At 64.3% G+C, this 15,354-nt stretch carries 14 protein-coding genes; 7 read left to right on the top strand and 7 right to left on the bottom strand.

Features of this window, described 5'->3' with window-relative positions; all coding sequences use genetic code 11:
* Positions 1-7 precede the first annotated feature (7 nt).
* On the bottom strand, positions 8-826 hold the full coding sequence (locus A3M7_RS0122565; RefSeq protein WP_027545922.1) for an alpha/beta fold hydrolase: 819 nt from the start codon (positions 824-826) through the stop codon (positions 8-10).
* 196 nt (positions 827-1,022) lie between these two features.
* Between A3M7_RS0122565 and A3M7_RS0122570 the strand changes: the two genes are divergently transcribed.
* From A3M7_RS0122570 to A3M7_RS0122580, 3 genes are all read left to right on the top strand, one after another.
* Positions 1,023-1,784, top strand: coding sequence for an SDR family NAD(P)-dependent oxidoreductase (locus A3M7_RS0122570; RefSeq protein WP_027545923.1), 762 nt, complete (start codon positions 1,023-1,025; stop codon positions 1,782-1,784).
* Between the two features lie 43 nt (positions 1,785-1,827).
* Positions 1,828-2,664 (top strand): enoyl-CoA hydratase family protein, encoded by an 837-nt coding sequence (locus A3M7_RS0122575; protein ID WP_027545924.1) that lies wholly within the window; start codon positions 1,828-1,830, stop codon positions 2,662-2,664.
* 187 nt (positions 2,665-2,851) lie between these two features.
* On the top strand, positions 2,852-4,102 hold the full coding sequence (locus A3M7_RS0122580) for a flavin-dependent oxidoreductase (protein WP_027545925.1): 1,251 nt from the start codon (positions 2,852-2,854) through the stop codon (positions 4,100-4,102).
* Between the two features lie 97 nt (positions 4,103-4,199).
* Here the strand turns inward: A3M7_RS0122580 and A3M7_RS0122585 are convergent, their stop codons facing one another.
* Both A3M7_RS0122585 and A3M7_RS0122590 read right to left on the bottom strand, forming a co-directional pair.
* Entirely contained in the window at positions 4,200-4,655 is a 456-nt protein-coding gene (locus A3M7_RS0122585) for a cupin domain-containing protein (RefSeq protein ID WP_027545926.1), read from the bottom strand.
* 27 nt (positions 4,656-4,682) lie between these two features.
* Positions 4,683-5,858, bottom strand: coding sequence for an ABC transporter substrate-binding protein (locus A3M7_RS0122590; protein WP_027545927.1), 1,176 nt, complete (start codon positions 5,856-5,858; stop codon positions 4,683-4,685).
* A 277-nt stretch (positions 5,859-6,135) separates the two neighbouring features.
* On the opposite strand from A3M7_RS0122590, the gene A3M7_RS0122595 reads away from it, so the two are divergent.
* The 3 genes from A3M7_RS0122595 to A3M7_RS0122605 all read left to right on the top strand — a co-directional run bounded on the left by A3M7_RS0122595 (position 6,136) and on the right by A3M7_RS0122605 (position 8,949).
* Positions 6,136-6,627: a MarR family winged helix-turn-helix transcriptional regulator gene (locus tag A3M7_RS0122595; protein ID WP_027545928.1), complete on the top strand. Its 492-nt coding sequence runs from the start codon at positions 6,136-6,138 to the stop codon at positions 6,625-6,627.
* Between the two features lie 149 nt (positions 6,628-6,776).
* A complete protein-coding gene (locus A3M7_RS0122600; protein ID WP_027545929.1) occupies positions 6,777-8,468 on the top strand; it encodes a benzoate-CoA ligase family protein in 1,692 nt (563 codons plus the stop codon).
* Between the two features lie 22 nt (positions 8,469-8,490).
* The gene (locus A3M7_RS0122605) at positions 8,491-8,949 is read left to right on the top strand and encodes a RidA family protein (protein ID WP_027545930.1); all 459 of its coding nucleotides are present in this window, start codon (positions 8,491-8,493) and stop codon (positions 8,947-8,949) included.
* A gap of 28 nt (positions 8,950-8,977) precedes the next feature.
* On the opposite strand, the gene A3M7_RS0122610 is transcribed toward A3M7_RS0122605, so the two are convergent.
* Complete coding sequence (locus tag A3M7_RS0122610; protein WP_027545931.1) at positions 8,978-9,706, bottom strand: CBS domain-containing protein; 729 nt, start codon at positions 9,704-9,706, stop codon at positions 8,978-8,980.
* A gap of 211 nt (positions 9,707-9,917) precedes the next feature.
* Here A3M7_RS0122610 and A3M7_RS0122615 point away from each other — a divergent pair, with 211 nt between their 5' ends.
* The gene (locus tag A3M7_RS0122615; protein ID WP_027545932.1) at positions 9,918-11,759 is read left to right on the top strand and encodes an alpha/beta hydrolase; all 1,842 of its coding nucleotides are present in this window, start codon (positions 9,918-9,920) and stop codon (positions 11,757-11,759) included.
* Here the strand turns inward: A3M7_RS0122615 and A3M7_RS0122620 are convergent.
* The 3 genes from A3M7_RS0122620 to A3M7_RS0122630 are packed head-to-tail and all read right to left on the bottom strand — an operon-like array spanning position 11,756 to position 15,286.
* Positions 11,756-12,730: a CHAD domain-containing protein gene (locus tag A3M7_RS0122620; RefSeq protein WP_027545933.1), complete on the bottom strand. Its 975-nt coding sequence runs from the start codon at positions 12,728-12,730 to the stop codon at positions 11,756-11,758. The two genes, A3M7_RS0122615 and A3M7_RS0122620, sit on opposite strands and share 4 nt — an antisense overlap.
* 11 nt (positions 12,731-12,741) lie before the next feature.
* Positions 12,742-14,277 (bottom strand): bifunctional aminoglycoside phosphotransferase/ATP-binding protein, encoded by a 1,536-nt coding sequence (locus tag A3M7_RS0122625; protein WP_027545934.1) that lies wholly within the window; start codon positions 14,275-14,277, stop codon positions 12,742-12,744.
* Between the two features lie 25 nt (positions 14,278-14,302).
* Entirely contained in the window at positions 14,303-15,286 is a 984-nt protein-coding gene (locus A3M7_RS0122630) for a zinc-dependent alcohol dehydrogenase family protein (protein ID WP_027545935.1), read from the bottom strand.
* Positions 15,287-15,354 lie beyond the last annotated feature (68 nt).

Below are 15,354 nucleotides of genomic sequence, written 5' to 3' on the forward strand. Positions count from 1 at the left end.
TGCGCAGTCACCTGTGGTTTGCAACGACGGAGTCGAGGAACTTGCCGAGAGCCTCGTCAAAGGCGTCGGGACGTTCAAGGTTCGCGAGATGGCCGACGCCGGCCAGCTCGACATACTGAGCCGAGGGAATGTAGGTCGCCGTCTTCGCCATCATCGGCGCTGGCGCGTTGTTGTCCTTGGAGCCGGACAGCAGCAGCGCCGGTACGGAAATATCCATGAGCGTGCTGCGCTGGTCGAACCCGATCAAGGCCAGCATCATGGCGCGATAGCTGGCTTCGGGCACGCTTCCCATGCACTCGCGCGCAAGTTCCATCCCCTTTGGATCGGGATCGTCGCCGACCAGCTCTTTCACCAGCGAAGGCGCCAGCGACTTCATCGTTTCACCGCGATCGAGCGGCCCGAGCCGTGCTGCGATGAACGATTTCTGCCAGTCGCCGTCGGCCTTGCCGAACGCCGGGCTGGTCTGCGCCAGCACGACCGCGCGCGCCAGCTTCGGCGATTGCACCAGCCATTTCTGGACGATCATGCCGCCGATCGAATGTCCGACGAGAAGGGGTCTTGTTGCGCCGAGCTGCTCGACGAATTGCTGGAGCGCATCGGCCAGGGCCGCGATGCTGACGCTGGCAAGCGGCGCCGATCCGCCATAGCCCGGCATGTCCCATGCGATCGCGCGGAAGCGGTTGCCGAATGTGGCAAGCTGGTGCCGCCAGGCGCGCGCCGCGCCGCCAATGCCATGCAGGAAAATCAAGGGTATCGCGCCCGGATCGCCGGCGGCTTCATAGGCGAAGCGTCCGTCCTTTGTTATCATCGGCGCAGGTTGCGGCACGCGATATCCTCTTGCTGGGCCCGGCGATGCTAACAGGCCTATCGTCGATGGGAAGAGATAATTTTATACTTAAAGCAATTTTCGGGCCGGTCTGTTCCGCGTGGGCTTTCGCGACCTCGACCGGCGCCGTCGTTGCAAAAGTTTGAAGGTTAAAATATATCGGAGACACGATCAGCAGATCCCAAGGAGCCAGCGCATGTCCGGATTGCCGCACTCGCCGCACGCACTGGTAACCGGTGGCGGCCGTGGAATCGGCCGCGCGATTGCCGCATCCCTCGTCGGCGCTGGCGCCACCGTGACGGTGCTTGGCCGGAATGCTGCAGTTCTGGACGAGGCGGTCGGTGCTGGAGCTGCGCATTTCGCAGCTATCGCCGATGTCTCTGATGAAGCTGCGCTGAAAGCAGCCATCGCGGAGGCGCATGCGCGAAAGCCAATCGACATTCTGATCGCCAACGCGGGCAGTGCGGAGTCCGCGCCATTCTCCAAATCGGACAGTGCCCTGTTTGCGCGCATGATGGACGTCAATTTCATGGGCGTGGTCCACGCCGTCCGCGCCGTACTGCCGGGGATGAAGGATCGCCCCTATGGCCGCATCGTCGCGGTCGCGTCGACTGCCGGGCTCAAGGGCTATGCCTATGTCAGCGCATATGTCGCCGCCAAGCACGCCGTGGTTGGCCTCGTGCGTTCGCTCGCCCTCGAGATGGCCGGCAGCAACGTGACCGTGAATGCGGTGTGTCCCGGCTTCACGGACACCGATCTGGTCGCCGGCAGCATCGAAAACATCATGAAGAAAACAGGGCGAACCCGCGAGCAGGCGATCGCCGAGCTCGCCAAGCACAACCCGCAGGGGCGACTGATCTCGCCTCAGGAGGTCGCCGACGCCGTGCTTTGGTTGTGCGGCGAGGGTGCCGGCGCGATCACGGGGCAGGCGATTGCCGTGGCCGGCGGTGAGATCTAGCGTGCGCGACGCAGGCCCGGAACAAGGAAGCTAAGGAGATCGCATGAGCAGACCAGCCAATCCCGTCACCCTGCCGCTCGCGGACTATTCGCCGCAGCACTTCATGCTGGCCGTGGTCGACGGCGTTGCCACGGTGACGCTCAATCGTCCCGAGCGGAAGAACCCGCTGACCTTCGAGAGCTACCGGGAGCTCACGGATTTCTTCCGCGCCTGCGCGTTCGATGATGCGGTCAAGACGGTCGTTGTCACCGGCGCCGGCGGCAACTTTTCATCCGGCGGCGATGTGTTCGAGATCATCGGCCCGCTGGTGAAGATGGATACCAAGGGGCTCACTGCCTTTACCCGCATGACGGGAGACCTCGTCAAGGCGATGCGGGCGTGCCCGCAGCCGATCGTGGCCGCGGTCGAGGGCATCTGCGCGGGGGCCGGTGCGATCGTCGCCATGGCGTCGGACATGCGCCTTGCCGCGAGCGGGGCCAAGGTCGCGTTCCTGTTCAACAAGGTGGGCCTTGCCGGCTGCGACATGGGCGCCTGTGCGATCCTGCCGCGGATCATCGGCCAGTCCCGCGCCTCCGAACTGCTCTATACCGGCCGGTTTATGACCGCGGAGGAGGGCGAGCGCTGGGGCTTCTTCAGCCGTCTCGTCACGCCGGAGCAGGTGCTGCCCCAGGCGCAACTGCTGGCAAAGCAGATCGCCGAAGGGCCGACCTTCGCCAACACCATGACCAAGCGGATGCTGGCGATGGAATGGGCGATGTCGGTGGAGGAGGCGATTGAGGCGGAGGCCGTTGCTCAGGCCCTGTGCATGACCACGGCGGATTTCGAGCGTGCCTTCCAGGCCTTCGCCAACAAGGTCAAGCCGGTCTTCAGGGGTGACTAAGGCAGTGGCTTTTGCCCGTGGCGAGGCCGGCAATGAGGACTTGCGCGAAATTGCGAGCTGAGAATTAAGGCTAAGCCCAAGACCCCGGCCGAGCTCAAGGCGAAGGCGACAAAGCCGCTTGCGGCGGAGTGACCGCCCATGCGACGCTAACCCCATTGCCTGGCGTATTTCGAGTGGAGTAAGGGCGATGAAGGCGATTATCGTTGGTGGCGGTATCGGAGGTCTCACCACGGCATTGATGCTGCGCTCGCGCGGCATCGCGTGCGAGGTTTTCGAGCAGGCCGACACCATTCGCGAGCTTGGTGTCGGCATCAACACGCTGCCGCACGCCATGCGTGAGCTGGCCGGCCTTGGTCTGTTGCAAAGGCTTGACGACGTCGCGATCCGCACCGATCAGCTCTACTACCTCAACCGCCATGGTCAGGAGGTGTGGCGCGAAGCCCGCGGCATCGACGCGGGTCACGACGTGCCGCAATTCTCGATCCACCGTGGCCGGCTTCAGGGCGTCATCCATCGCGCCGTCGAGGAGCGGCTCGGGGCGGACGCAATCCACACCGGCTGCCGTCTTGGTGCGTTCACGCAGGACGAAGGCGGCGTTACGGCTTACTTCTTCGATCGTGCTGGGGCACACATCCACACAGCGCGCGGCGATATCCTGATCGGTGCCGATGGTATCCATTCGCGCGTGCGCGACACGCTGTTCCCGAACGAAGGACCGCCGTGCTGGAACGGTTTGATGCTGTGGCGCGGCGCGCGCGACTGGCCGCTGTTCCTCACCGGCAAATCCATGATCGTGGCCGGTGGGCTCAACGCCAAGGTCGTGATCTACCCGATCGCGGAGGGCTCGAGCCCCGCGAGCCGTCTCACAAACTGGGCGGTGCTGGTGAAGGTCGGCGAGGGCAACGCACCGCCGCCGCGGAAAGAAGACTGGTCGCGTCCGGGCCGGCGCGAGGAGCTGATGCCGCATGTGGCGCGCTTCTCGGTGCCCTATATCGATGTGAAAAGCCTGATCTCGGCAACGCCCGAGTTCTACGAATATCCGACCTGCGACCGCGATCCCTTGCCCTATTGGTCGTCGGGACGCGTCACACTGCTCGGCGATGCCGCGCATCCCATGTATCCGGTCGGCTCGAACGGTGCCTCGCAGGCGATCCTCGATGCGCGCTGCCTTGCCGACGCGCTGCTGCGCGCCGAGCATCCGCGTCAGGCGCTGGTCGAATATGAGAAGAAGCGCCTGCCGATGACCGCCGATATCGTCCGCTCCAACCGGCGCGGCGGCCCCGAAGGGGTCATCGACGCCGTTGAGCAGCTTGCCCCCGACGGCTTCGACAATGTCGACAACGTCCTCAGCTATTCCCAGCGCGAGGCGATCGTGCGGGGCTATGCCACCAAGGCCGGCTTCGCCGCGGTGCCCGGGCTCGCAGCGGTGCGCGCCTGACGCGCAAAAGGGCGATGAACCATCATCGCCCTTTGGCTTCTTGATTGGGCACGACCCTTCCGGAAGAACGCCTCGCGCTTTTCCGGGGGGCATGTAGCTAGCCGCCGGGAGGCGGCGGCAGGAAGTGGACGTTGAACTCGGCGGCCATCGCCACCACGTCCTCCGGCTTCTGTTCCTTCATGTTGTGAAGGCCCCAGAACAGGTCGAACAGCTTGCGGCTCGGCGAGACCCAGAACAGCACTTTTGCGGTCTGCTCCGACTTGTTGAAGATGCCGTGCGGCACGCCCATGCCGAGGCGGATCAGGTCGCCCGCGGTCGCCTGTGCTTCCGAATTGCCGAGCATGAAATCGAGCTTGCCCTCCAGCATGTAGAGATACTCATCCTGGTCGGGATGAATGTGCGGCGGCACGAACGTGCCCGGCGGCAGCGTTGCGTGCCAGGAGAAGCTGTTCTCGGTGTAGCTCTTCGGCACATAGGTCTGGCCGAGGATGTTCCAGGAAATGCCCTGAATGCCCTCATTGGCCCGCGTGATGCCGGTTATTTCGCTCTTCATTGCAGTCCTCCCGTAACGCGATGCGGCTTAGTTTGCCGCCTTGCAGTCCTTGGCATAGCGGTCGCCGTAATTCTCAAAGACCTTCTGGACGATCTCGGTCTGGAACTTGCCGTCCGGACGCTTGGCGACCTTGGTGAGATAGAAATCCTGGATCGGATAGCCGTTGGTGTTGAACTTGAAGGCGCCGCGCAACGAGGTGAAGTCGGCCTTCTTCAGTGCGGCCGCAACGGCATCCTTGTTCGAGAGGTCGCCCTTCACCGCCTTGATGGCGCTGTCGATCAGCATCGCGGCGTCATAGGCCTGGAAGGCGTAGGTGCCGGGCACGCCGCTGTAGGCGGCCTCATAGGAAGCGACGAACTTCTTGTTCTGGGGATTGTCGAGATTGGGTGCCCAGTTCGCACCGCCGAACATGCCAACGGCCGCGTCCTGCTGCGCCGGCAAGGTCGATTCATCCACCGTGAAAGCCGAGAGCACCGGAATGCTGTCGGCAAGGCCGGCCTGCCGGTACTGCTTCACGAGATTGACGCCGAGACCGCCCGGCATGAACGTGAACAGCGCATCGGGCTTCTGCGAGGAAATCTTGGAAAGCTCCGGCTGGAAGTCCAGCGTGTTCAGCGGCATGTAGGATTCCTCGACGATCTCGCCCTTGTAGTCGAGCTTGAAGCCGGCGACCGAGTCCTTGCCGGCCTGATAGTTCGGCACCATCAGGTACATGCGCTTGTAGCCGCGATCCTGCGCGACCTTGCCGAGGATCTCGTGAACCTGATCGTTCTGATACGAGGTCACATAGAAGAACGGGTTGCAGTCCTTGCCGGCAAAAGTCGACGGGCCGGCATTGGGGCTGATCAGGAACACCTTCGATTCCGTCACGGGCCGGTGGATCGCCTGGAGAATGTTGGAGAAGATCGGCCCGACCACGAAGTCGACCTTGTCGCGTTCCAGAAGGCCCTTGACCTTGGTCACCGCTGCGTCCGGCTTGAGCTCGTCGTCGACCACCACGACCTCGACATCGCGGCCGCCCATCTTGCTGCCGAGATCCTTCACCGCGAGCGCAAAGCCGTCGCGAACCTGCTGGCCGAGCGCGGCGGCGGGTCCGGACAGGGTCACGATCACACCGAGCTTGATTTTCTCCTGGGCGAGGGCGGGGCTCATTGCGGTACCGAGCAGCAAGGCGGCTGCGGCCAAGGTCGTTTGCGTCTTCATGATCTGTCCCCCGTGACATCAGGGCCTGCGCTGCAAGCCGCGTACTCCAATACAAGCTTATGCCGATGATGGCCGCCGCGGCAAGCAAAGCTCAAGACGCCGCCATCTCGCGCGACAGCGAGCATGCAAGCGGCGCGCCAATTATTTGAAGCCTAAAGAAATCGACGTGCGGTCGATTGCTGCAGCTTTGGACTTGCGGCCGGCTTCAATTTATTTGAAGCTCAAAACGTTGGGAATCCGTGCCGGCGCCAATGCCTGCCGTCAATGACTGCATCAGATGCTTGATTCCGAGACCAAGGCCGTCGAGACGCCGGAGGACCACGCCGAAGAGCTTCGGCTGTGGCTGCGTATGCTTACCTGCACGACCCTGATCGAGGGCGAGGTCCGCGGCCGGCTGCGGCAGCGGTTCGACGTCACGCTGCCCCGTTTCGATCTGATGGCACAGCTCGACAAGGCGCCTGACGGCATGACGCTGTCCGATGTCTCCAAACGCATGATGGTCTCCAACGGCAACGTCACCGGCCTCGTCGAGCGTCTGGTGGAATCCGGCCATCTCGACCGGCGCACGTCGGAGACCGACCGCCGCGTCCAGGTGATCCGCCTGACAAAGCTCGGGCGCGCCGAGTTTCGCCGGATGGCGGCGGAACACGAGACCTGGATCGCCGATCTCTTCGCCGACCTGACGCCGAAGGATGTGCGCGAGCTGATGCGGCTCCTCGCCAAGACCAAGGCGTCGGCGCAGAGGTCGGCCGGTCGACGCCGGGCGTAGGTCCCGCGGGCCGATCCGCCCGCCAATCCCACTTTGCCGCAGGAAAATGCATGGGATGCCCAAAATCCGCTATTGCGCCAAATTGTTTTAAGCCTAAAATGATTTCCAGTTAGTGCTGCCGGGTGCTTCCATGCGCAAAGGAGCGTGCGATGGCCAACGCCGCCAAGGTTCAAATGTCGGGCTCGTCTGACGGCAATGCTGCGACGGCCCATGTCGATACGTTCGCACGGCAACATCTGCCGCCGCGCGAGCTCTGGCCTGACTTCGTCTTCACACGGCCCGAGCTGCAATATCCGCCACGATTGAACTGCGTCAGCTATTTCCTCGATCGCTGGGTCGAAGAGGGCCATGGCGACGCGCCTTGCGTCATCAGCCCCGCTGTCAGCTATACCTATCGCGAGCTGCAAGCGCTGGTGAATCGTATCGCCAATGTGCTGGTCGGCAAGCTTGGCCTCGTTACCGGCGGGCGCGTGCTGCTGCGCTCCGCCAACAATCCGATGATGGTCGCGACCTATCTTGCGGTGATCAAGGCCGGTGGCATTTGCGTCGCGACGATGCCGCTGCTGCGCGCCAAGGAGCTGTCCTATCCGATCCAGAAGGCGGAGATCACGCTGGCGCTCTGCGATGGAAAGCTCGCCGACGAGATGGAGAAGGCGAAAGCCGCAGCGCCCGGTCTCAGGCAGGCCGTCTATTGGGGCAACGGCGCGGCCGATTCACTCGAGGCGCTGATCGCCGACGCAAGCCCGGAGTTCAAGGCTGTCGATACCGCCTCCGACGACATCTGCCTGATCGCCTTCACGTCGGGCACGACCGGCGATCCCAAGGGCACCATGCATTTCCACCGCGACATGCTGGCCGTCTGCGACGGCTACGCGCGCAACATCCTGCGTGCCGAGCAGAAGGATCGTTTCGTCGGCTCCGCACCGCTCGCCTTCACGTTCGGCTTCGGCGGCGTGCTGTTCCCCATGCATATCGGCGCCTCCTTCGTCGTGCTGGAGAAGACGACGCCGGACGACATCCTGACGGCGATCGAGCAGTACAAGACCACGGTCTGTTTCACCGCGCCGACCGCGTATCGCGCGATGATCGGCAAGCTTCCGGGCCGAGACATTTCCTCGCTTCGCAAGTGCGTCTCCGCCGGCGAGACACTGCCCAAGCCGACATTCGATGCCTGGCTCAAGGCGACCGGCATCAAGCTGATGGACGGCATCGGTTCGACCGAGATGCTGCACATCTTCATCAGCGCGACCGAGGACGAGATCCGCCCGGGCGCGACCGGCAAGCCGGTGCCGGGCTATGAGGCGAAGATCGTCGACGACGCCGGCAATGACGTGCCGCCTGGGACGATGGGCCGCCTCGTGGTTCGCGGTCCGACCGGGTGCCGCTATCTCGCGGACGAGCGGCAGCGCAAATATGTCCAGAATGGCTGGAACATCACCGGCGACACCTACCTGATGGATGACGACGGCTATTTCTGGTACCAGTCGCGCTCCGACGACATGATCGTGTCGGCCGGCTACAACATCGCAGGCACCGATGTCGAGGCGGTGCTGCTGACGCATCCCGCCGTCGCCGAGTGCGGTGTGGTTGGTGCACCGGACGAGGCGCGCGGAATGATCGTGAAGGCTTATATCATCGCCGCGCCCGGCGTAACGCCGGATGCTCAACTTGCGGCCGAGTTGCAGGAATATGTCAAACGCGAGATCGCGCCCTACAAGTACCCGCGCGCGATCGAGTTTGTGACGCAGTTGCCGAAGACCGAGACCGGCAAGTTGAAGCGTTTTGCCCTGCGGCAACTGGCTCAGGCCGCGGCGACGTCGTCGGGCGTTGCGGCAGAATGAGGGAAGGACGGAGCATTTGTCCGTGACAACGCCGAAAGGCCCGCAGCTCGCGGTGCTGTCGACCGCCGATGAGAATGACCCGCGCTCGGTGGCGCAAATCCTCCAGCCGTCCGGCTGGCCGGTGCCGAAAGGCTACGCCAACGGCGTCGCGGCTGAAGGGCGGATCGTCGTCACCGGCGGCGTGATCGGCTGGGATGCCGAGGAGCGTCTCGCGGACGGCTTTGTTGCGCAGGTCCACCAGGCCCTGAGCAACATTGCCGCGATTCTGGCCGAAGCCGGTGCACGCCCTGAGCACCTCGTGCGCCTGACCTGGTACGTCGTCGACATGGACGAATACCTCGCGAACCTGAAGGAACTCGGCAAGGCCTACCGTGCCATCTTCGGTGCGCACTATCCGGCGATGGCGCTGCTTCAGGTGGTGCGGCTGGTCGAGAAGGCGGCGCGCGTCGAGATCGAGGCCACGGCCGTCATTCCCCGCTGAGTCGCGTTTGCACCTTCAGCTTGCCTTGTTAGCTCGCTTTGGCGAGATCGTCGTCCTCGGGTGAGTTCAGATAGACGCCGGACATGGTGTCGACCCAGCACAAATGGTCGTGCACCTTCTTCACGCCCTCGACGTTCTGCGCCGCGACGACCGCGGCTTGCCGTGCGCGTTCTTCGATGATGACGCCACTGAGGTGAACGATGCCGTCGCGGACGATGACGTTGAGTCCGAACGGGCACCAATCGTTCTTCTCCATGGTATCGATGATGCGGCCGCGAATGTGATCGTCATCGGCCGTCGGATCCGGCACCTCGCGGGCGAGCCCCGCGACAGCCTGCAACAGATTGGCGCGGGACACGATCCCGACCACCATATCGCCGCGCACCACCGGCAGGCGCTTCACGTTGTTTCGTTCCATGAGATCGACGATCTCCGCGAGTGCCGTGTCCTCGGTGATGGTCACGGGCGAGGCGGTCATCACCTCCGACACCTTGCGGCCATGCTCATGGACGAAGTCGCTGGCCGATTTGCCCGGACCGAGGATGAACCGTAACCAGCGCCCCCGCTTGCGCCCGGTGCCGATCTCGCTGCGACGGATGAAATCTCCTTCCGAGACGACGCCGACCAGCTTGCCGGTCTCATCGACCACGGTAAGGCCGCTGACGTGCCGCTTCAGCATGATGTTTGCGGCCTCGACAATGCTGGTGTCGGGGCTGACCGAGATGACCGACCGGGTCATGATCTGATGGGCGCGCATGGAAGACTCCGCTGGCTCGTCGAATTTCGATCCGCAAAACCTAATTCGGCCGTCGGCGCGTGGTTTGACCCAGGTCAACCGATCCGGGCCATTTCTCCCCTGAGTGAGCAATTGTGATCCGTGCCGGAATTTGATGCAGCTCAACGCGCATCGGAAGCGTCGCCATATCCTGCCGCCGACCTAGAACAGAGGCCCGCAGGACCATTCAGCCATGAGCGTCGTCAAGATATTTCCACGGGCCGAAGAGCCGCCGGCGCAGGCTCTCTCCGCCAATCCGGCCGCCGAAGCCTCTACGACGATCCTCGAAACGACCCCTGAGAAGCCGGTCGTCGCCAATTCCCTGCCTGCATCGGAGCCATACCCCTTCGACCGCGCGTTTCATGCGATGCTGGCGCGGTTCACGGGCGGGATTTCGCCGGCGGCCTTGTCGCTCGCCTGGCTCGATTGGAGTGCGCATCTTGCCGCGGCGCCGGAGCGCCAGATGCAGATGTTCCGCAGCGGTCTTCGCGATACCGGCCGGTTCCTGCAAGCCGTCGCGCACGCGACGTCGCAAAAGCCGTGGTCCGTGATTGAGCCGCAGGGACGCGATCGTCGCTTCAAGGACCCGCAATGGGAAGTCGCGCCGTTCAATCTGTTTGCACAGGCGTTCCTGCTCACGGAGCGATGGTGGCACGATGCCACGACCGGCGTGCGTGGCGTGTCGCATGCAAATGAAGCCGTCGTCGAGTTCTCGGTGCGCCAGATGCTCGACATGCTGGCGCCGTCGAATTTCGCGGCCACCAATCCGCAGGTTCTGGAGAAAGCGTTGCGGAGCGGCGGCGAGAATTTTGTGTTCGGCTGGCAGAACTGGTGCAGCGATCTGATGCGCCTGCTCTCCATCTCGAAGCCGGCGGGTGACGAGCAGTTCGTCGTCGGCAGGACGGTGGCGGCTTCGCCCGGGAAGGTCGTTTACCGCAACGATCTGATCGAACTGATCCAGTACCATCCTACGACCGCGCAGGTGCGACCCGAGCCGATCCTGATCGTGCCGGCCTGGATCATGAAGTATTATATCCTCGACCTGTCTCCGCAGAATTCCCTGGTCAGGTATCTGACCGGTCAGGGCTTCACCGTGTTCGCGATCTCCTGGCGCAATCCGGATGCGAAGGACAGGGATGTTGCCTTCGACGACTATCGCAAGCTGGGCGTGATGGCCGCGCTGGACACGATCGGCCGGATCATACCCGATCGGAAGACTCATGCGCTCGGCTACTGTCTGGGCGGCACGTTGCTGTCGATCGCCGCCGCCGCCATGGCGCGGGACGGCGATCGCCGTCTCGGCACCATCACGCTCCTTGCCGCCCAGACCGACTTCACCGAGGCCGGCGAATTGACGCTCTTCATCAACGAGAGCCAGGTCGCCTTCCTCGAAGACATGATGTGGCAGCGCGGCTATCTCGACACGACACAGATGGCGGGTGCGTTCCAGCTGCTGCGCTCCAACGAGCTGATCTGGTCGCGGCTGTCGCGCGACTACCTGATGGGCGAGAGCTCGCAGCCGAGCGATCTGATGGCCTGGAACGCCGATGCCACGCGGCTGCCGTATCGCATGCACTCGGAGTATTTGCGCAAGCTGTTCCTCGACAACGATCTGGCCGAAGGCCGCTATCGCGTCGAAGGCAGGAGCGTCTCGCTCTCCGACATTCACGCGCCGATGTTCGTGGTGGGCACACTCGCCGACCACGTGGCGCCGTGGCGATCCGTCTACAAGATCCACTATCAGGCCGATGCGGACGTGACGTTCCTGTTGACCAGCGGCGGTCATAATGCCGGCGTCGTCGCGCCTCCCGAGGAGCCCTGGCACAACTATCAGGTCATGACCAAGGCTGCGGATGCGCCTTATGTCGGCCCGGACGAGTGGCTGAAGCTGGCGCCGCATGTTGAGGGATCGTGGTGGCCGGAATGGGCAAAATGGCTGGCGGCGCGCTCAGGCGCGCCTTGCGATCCACCGTCGATCGGTGTCGGGTGCGTTGACGGCCTGCCCGACGCGCCGGGAGACTACGTCCACACCTAATCCTTAGGCTCCGCGTTCGGCGCAAGGTCTGACGAGCGGAAGGGCTTGGCCTTGTCCAGTTTCCGGTAGGCCGTAGAGGCGGTCCGCAGCAGCTTCTTTTCCCGCTTGCGGTCGAGGAAGCGAATGCCGGCCTCGGGGCCGGCGCCGTTCAGCGACGCTGCTAACGCTTGCCCGCGGGCATCGTCGTTCAATTGTCCGAGGGACCTTTGCGCCTTTCGCAATTGCTTGAGGATGGACTTCTGCTTCGTCAGGGTGTCGTCACCGAACAGGTCCGTGAGCGACTCGATCGAATAGGTCAGCCGCTTGTTGAGAAGCCGCAGCCTGTGTCGTTTCTCGACATCGAGCTTGCGCAGCTTGCGGGCCTTCCTGAGCAGCGTCTCTTCCCACTCGGTCAGCCGCGCCGTCGCGTGGTCGGCGAGCGAGCAGCGGCGCAACCTGAAGGCTTCCTTGCTGCGCCGGGTCGACCAGGGCCCGCTCTCGATCCAGGCCGAGGTCTCCTCGACCAGGCGCCTGTAGCGGGCGGATTGCAGTGCCCGTGCGAGCAGGCGGTGGCTCTCGGCGCGTTTCTCGTCCCAGTGCTGGAGCTCGGCAATCACGGCGAGCTCGTCGCCACTCTCGGCGACGACCCGCTCGATCGCCACGTCGAGGTCCCGCACCAGGCCGAGCTGGCCGTTCAGCCATTTCAGCTCGGCCCAGACGTGCGGCCGATGCGTGTCGTCCACCATCGGCGAGAAGAAGCGGATGGCGGTGCGCAGATGCGTCAGCGCGATACGGATCTGGTGCAGCGCGTCGGGATCGCCGCGGCAAGTGCCGTCGTGCTGGGCGAGGACGGCATCGAGGTGGCGGCGGGCGATGATGCGGAACGCCGTATCGCAGGCCATGCCGGGGCTGAGGCGGCCGGGCAGGGCATTGCGCCGCGTCGCCGGCTTGGCGCGCGCGGCCGCGGTCGAACTCGTGGTGGGTCGCGACATCCTTGCCCGCGTCAATCAGATTGCCTTATTTGCGTTGCGATCGCGTCCCGGCAACGCTGGAGCGTCTGCTCTTGTGTCCCGGATGCATCGATGGTCGCCCAACCGACATGGCCGATATTATAGTGCTCTTGCTGCGCAGCAACCTCTTGCGTGGCATCGGAGGCATCGCCATGGCGGTCGCCGATGCGCGCCTGACGAGTCGCGAGGTCGGTGGCGAGGAATAGGCCGCGCAGCGGCACGTTGCATTGGCGGGCCATGGCGGCCAGTTGGTCCCGTTCGGACTCGCTTGCAAAGACCGCGTCGACGATTGCGGAATGGCCTTGCACCAGCACCTGTCGGGCGCGCTGCACCAGCACCTCATAGACGCGTGCGGTGACCTCGGGCCGGTACGTGGACGGCGGCAGCCGGTGGGTGTGTTCCACCCGAAACAGCTGCTTGCGAATGACGTCGCTGCGCAGCACGACGGCGCCCGGTTGCGGTGCGACGTGGGGCGCCAGCGCGCGGGCGAGGGCGGACTTGCCGGTGCCCGATAGTCCGCCAACCGCAATCAGGCGCGGGGCGGGCGGGTGGATCAGAGCCCGGGCGAGATCGAAGTAACGGCGTGCATCGTGAAGAATTCCTGTCCGGTCGGCATCGGGCCGCGTCAGCCGCGCCAGCGCCACCTGGGCACGGATTGCCGCGCGAATGGACATGAACAGCGGCAGGGCTGAGAGCGCATCGAGATTTTCGGGTGGCGTCGCGTCGAGATACCGGTTCAGGACGATATTGGCAGCAAACTGTTGATCGTGGTGCAGCAGGTCCATCAGCGTGAAAGCGAGGTCGTAGAGCACGTCGACAGTTGCGATTTGCGCATCGAACTCGATGGCGTCGAACAGCACTGGCCGGTCGTCGATCGACACGATATTCGCAAGATGCAGGTCGCCGTGGCAGCGGCGCACGAATCCCTGACGGCCGCGTTCTTCGAGCAGCGGCCGCAGGCGCAGCAACATCGCGTGCGAGGCCTGGCCGAGCTGCTCGATCTCTTCGGCTTCGAGATGGTTGCCCTTCCGCAAGCCGTTGCTGTTTCCATCAACGAGGCCGGGGATGGAGGCTACCCATGCCCTGCCATCGGCGCGAGGTGCTATCGCATGCGACGCCACGATGGCATCAGCGACAGCCGAGGCCAGGTTTGCATCCAGCGGGCCAGCCTTCGCCAGATGATCCAGCGTCCGGCTTTCGTCGAAGCGGGACATGTCGACCGCATACTCGACCGGCCGGCCGCGGCCGTCGACCTTCAGCGATCCGTCCGGCTCTTCGGTGATCGCCACGACGCGGTGATAGATCTGTGGCGCCAGCGGCCGGTTGATCCTGATCTCCTCCTCGCAGGCCATCTTGCGCTTCTCGAGCGTCGAATAGTCGAGGAAAGGAAAACGGACGGCTCGCTTGATCTTCAGCGCGCGGCTGCCGTCGAGAAAGACCGACGCGGCGTGCGTATCGATCCGTGTCACGCCGGGATGCGCGCAAAGCGCTGTGAAGATCCGTTCCTGGGCAGCCGTTTCGTCTGTCATCGAAGCTGGTATTTCCGGGATGCGGTCAGGGCCTGAGCACGGCCGCGCCAAGAATCTGTCCATTCCGCAGCATGTCCAGGACTTCGTTGGCCTGATCGAGCGGGAATGCGGTCGTCTCGGTGCGCACGCCCGCCTGCGGAGCGATCCTGAGAAAATCGAGACCGTCTTGTCGGGTGAGATTGGCAACGGAGATCAGCTGTCGTTCCTGCCAGAGCAGGTCGTACGGAAAGCTCGGAATGTCGCTCATATGGATGCCGGCGCAGACCACGCGGCCACCCTTGCGAACGGCGCGCAACGCGGCCGGCACGAGCTCGCCGGCGGGAGCGTAGATGATGGCGGCGTCGAGCGGTGTGTCGGGCATTTCGTCCGAGGCGCCGGCCCAGACGGCGCCGAGCCGGCGGGCGAGGTCCTGTGCGGCCACGTCGCCGCGCCGGGTAAACGCGTGGACCGATCGCCCCTGCCAGACCGCGACCTGCGCGATGATATGGCCGGCGGCGCCGAAGCCGTAGATGCCGAGCCTCTCTGCCTGGCCGGCAAGGACCAGCGAACGCCAGCCGATCAGGCCCGCGCACAGCAGGGGGGCGATGGCCCCATCGTCGCCGGCTTCGCCGAGCGGAAAGGCGTAGCGCGCGTCGGCGACGGCGTGCGTTGCATAGCCGCCGTCGCGCGTATAGCCGGTGAAAAGCGGGCGGTCGCAGAGGTTCTCCATACCCTCCCGGCAAAACCGGCAGCTTCCGCAGGTGAACCCGAGCCAGGGAATGCCGACCCGGTCGCCCCGCGCATGCGTTGCGACATCGGAGCCGATGAGATCGATGCGGCCGACGATTTCATGGCCGGGTACGATGGGATAGCGGATGTCGGGCAGTTCGGCGTCGACGACGTGAAGATCCGTCCGGCAGACACCGCAGGCGCTGACTCGCACCCGGATCTGACCTTCGCCGGGGATTGGATCGGGGCGCTCCTCCATCCGCAGCCGTGCTCGCGGGGCAGCCAACACCATCGCACGCATCAGTCTCTCCGGGGCGAACCGCTCCGATCGAACTATCCATAGAATGGCGCCGCGGGGCCAGTCCTTGA

Source organism: Bradyrhizobium sp. WSM2254 (assembly GCF_000472645.1).
Taxonomy (GTDB): domain Bacteria; phylum Pseudomonadota; class Alphaproteobacteria; order Rhizobiales; family Xanthobacteraceae; genus Bradyrhizobium; species Bradyrhizobium niftali.

What these genes read in the sequence shown, in the direction of transcription:
- A3M7_RS0122570 (WP_027545923.1), top strand. Translation starts at nt 1,023, where the DNA reads ATGTCCGGATTGCCGCACTCGCCGCACGCACTGGTAACCGGTGGCGGC.
- A3M7_RS0122575 (WP_027545924.1), top strand. Translation starts at nt 1,828, where the DNA reads ATGAGCAGACCAGCCAATCCCGTCACCCTGCCGCTCGCGGACTATTCG.
- A3M7_RS0122580 (WP_027545925.1), top strand. Translation starts at nt 2,852, where the DNA reads ATGAAGGCGATTATCGTTGGTGGCGGTATCGGAGGTCTCACCACGGCA.
- A3M7_RS0122585 (WP_027545926.1), bottom strand. Translation starts at nt 4,655, where the DNA reads ATGAAGAGCGAAATAACCGGCATCACGCGGGCCAATGAGGGCATTCAG.
- A3M7_RS0122590 (WP_027545927.1), bottom strand. Translation starts at nt 5,858, where the DNA reads ATGAAGACGCAAACGACCTTGGCCGCAGCCGCCTTGCTGCTCGGTACC.
- A3M7_RS0122595 (WP_027545928.1), top strand. Translation starts at nt 6,136, where the DNA reads ATGCTTGATTCCGAGACCAAGGCCGTCGAGACGCCGGAGGACCACGCC.
- A3M7_RS0122600 (WP_027545929.1), top strand. Translation starts at nt 6,777, where the DNA reads ATGGCCAACGCCGCCAAGGTTCAAATGTCGGGCTCGTCTGACGGCAAT.
- A3M7_RS0122610 (WP_027545931.1), bottom strand. Translation starts at nt 9,706, where the DNA reads ATGCGCGCCCATCAGATCATGACCCGGTCGGTCATCTCGGTCAGCCCC.
- A3M7_RS0122615 (WP_027545932.1), top strand. Translation starts at nt 9,918, where the DNA reads ATGAGCGTCGTCAAGATATTTCCACGGGCCGAAGAGCCGCCGGCGCAG.
- A3M7_RS0122620 (WP_027545933.1), bottom strand. Translation starts at nt 12,730, where the DNA reads ATGTCGCGACCCACCACGAGTTCGACCGCGGCCGCGCGCGCCAAGCCG.
- A3M7_RS0122625 (WP_027545934.1), bottom strand. Translation starts at nt 14,277, where the DNA reads ATGACAGACGAAACGGCTGCCCAGGAACGGATCTTCACAGCGCTTTGC.
- A3M7_RS0122630 (WP_027545935.1), bottom strand. Translation starts at nt 15,286, where the DNA reads ATGCGTGCGATGGTGTTGGCTGCCCCGCGAGCACGGCTGCGGATGGAG.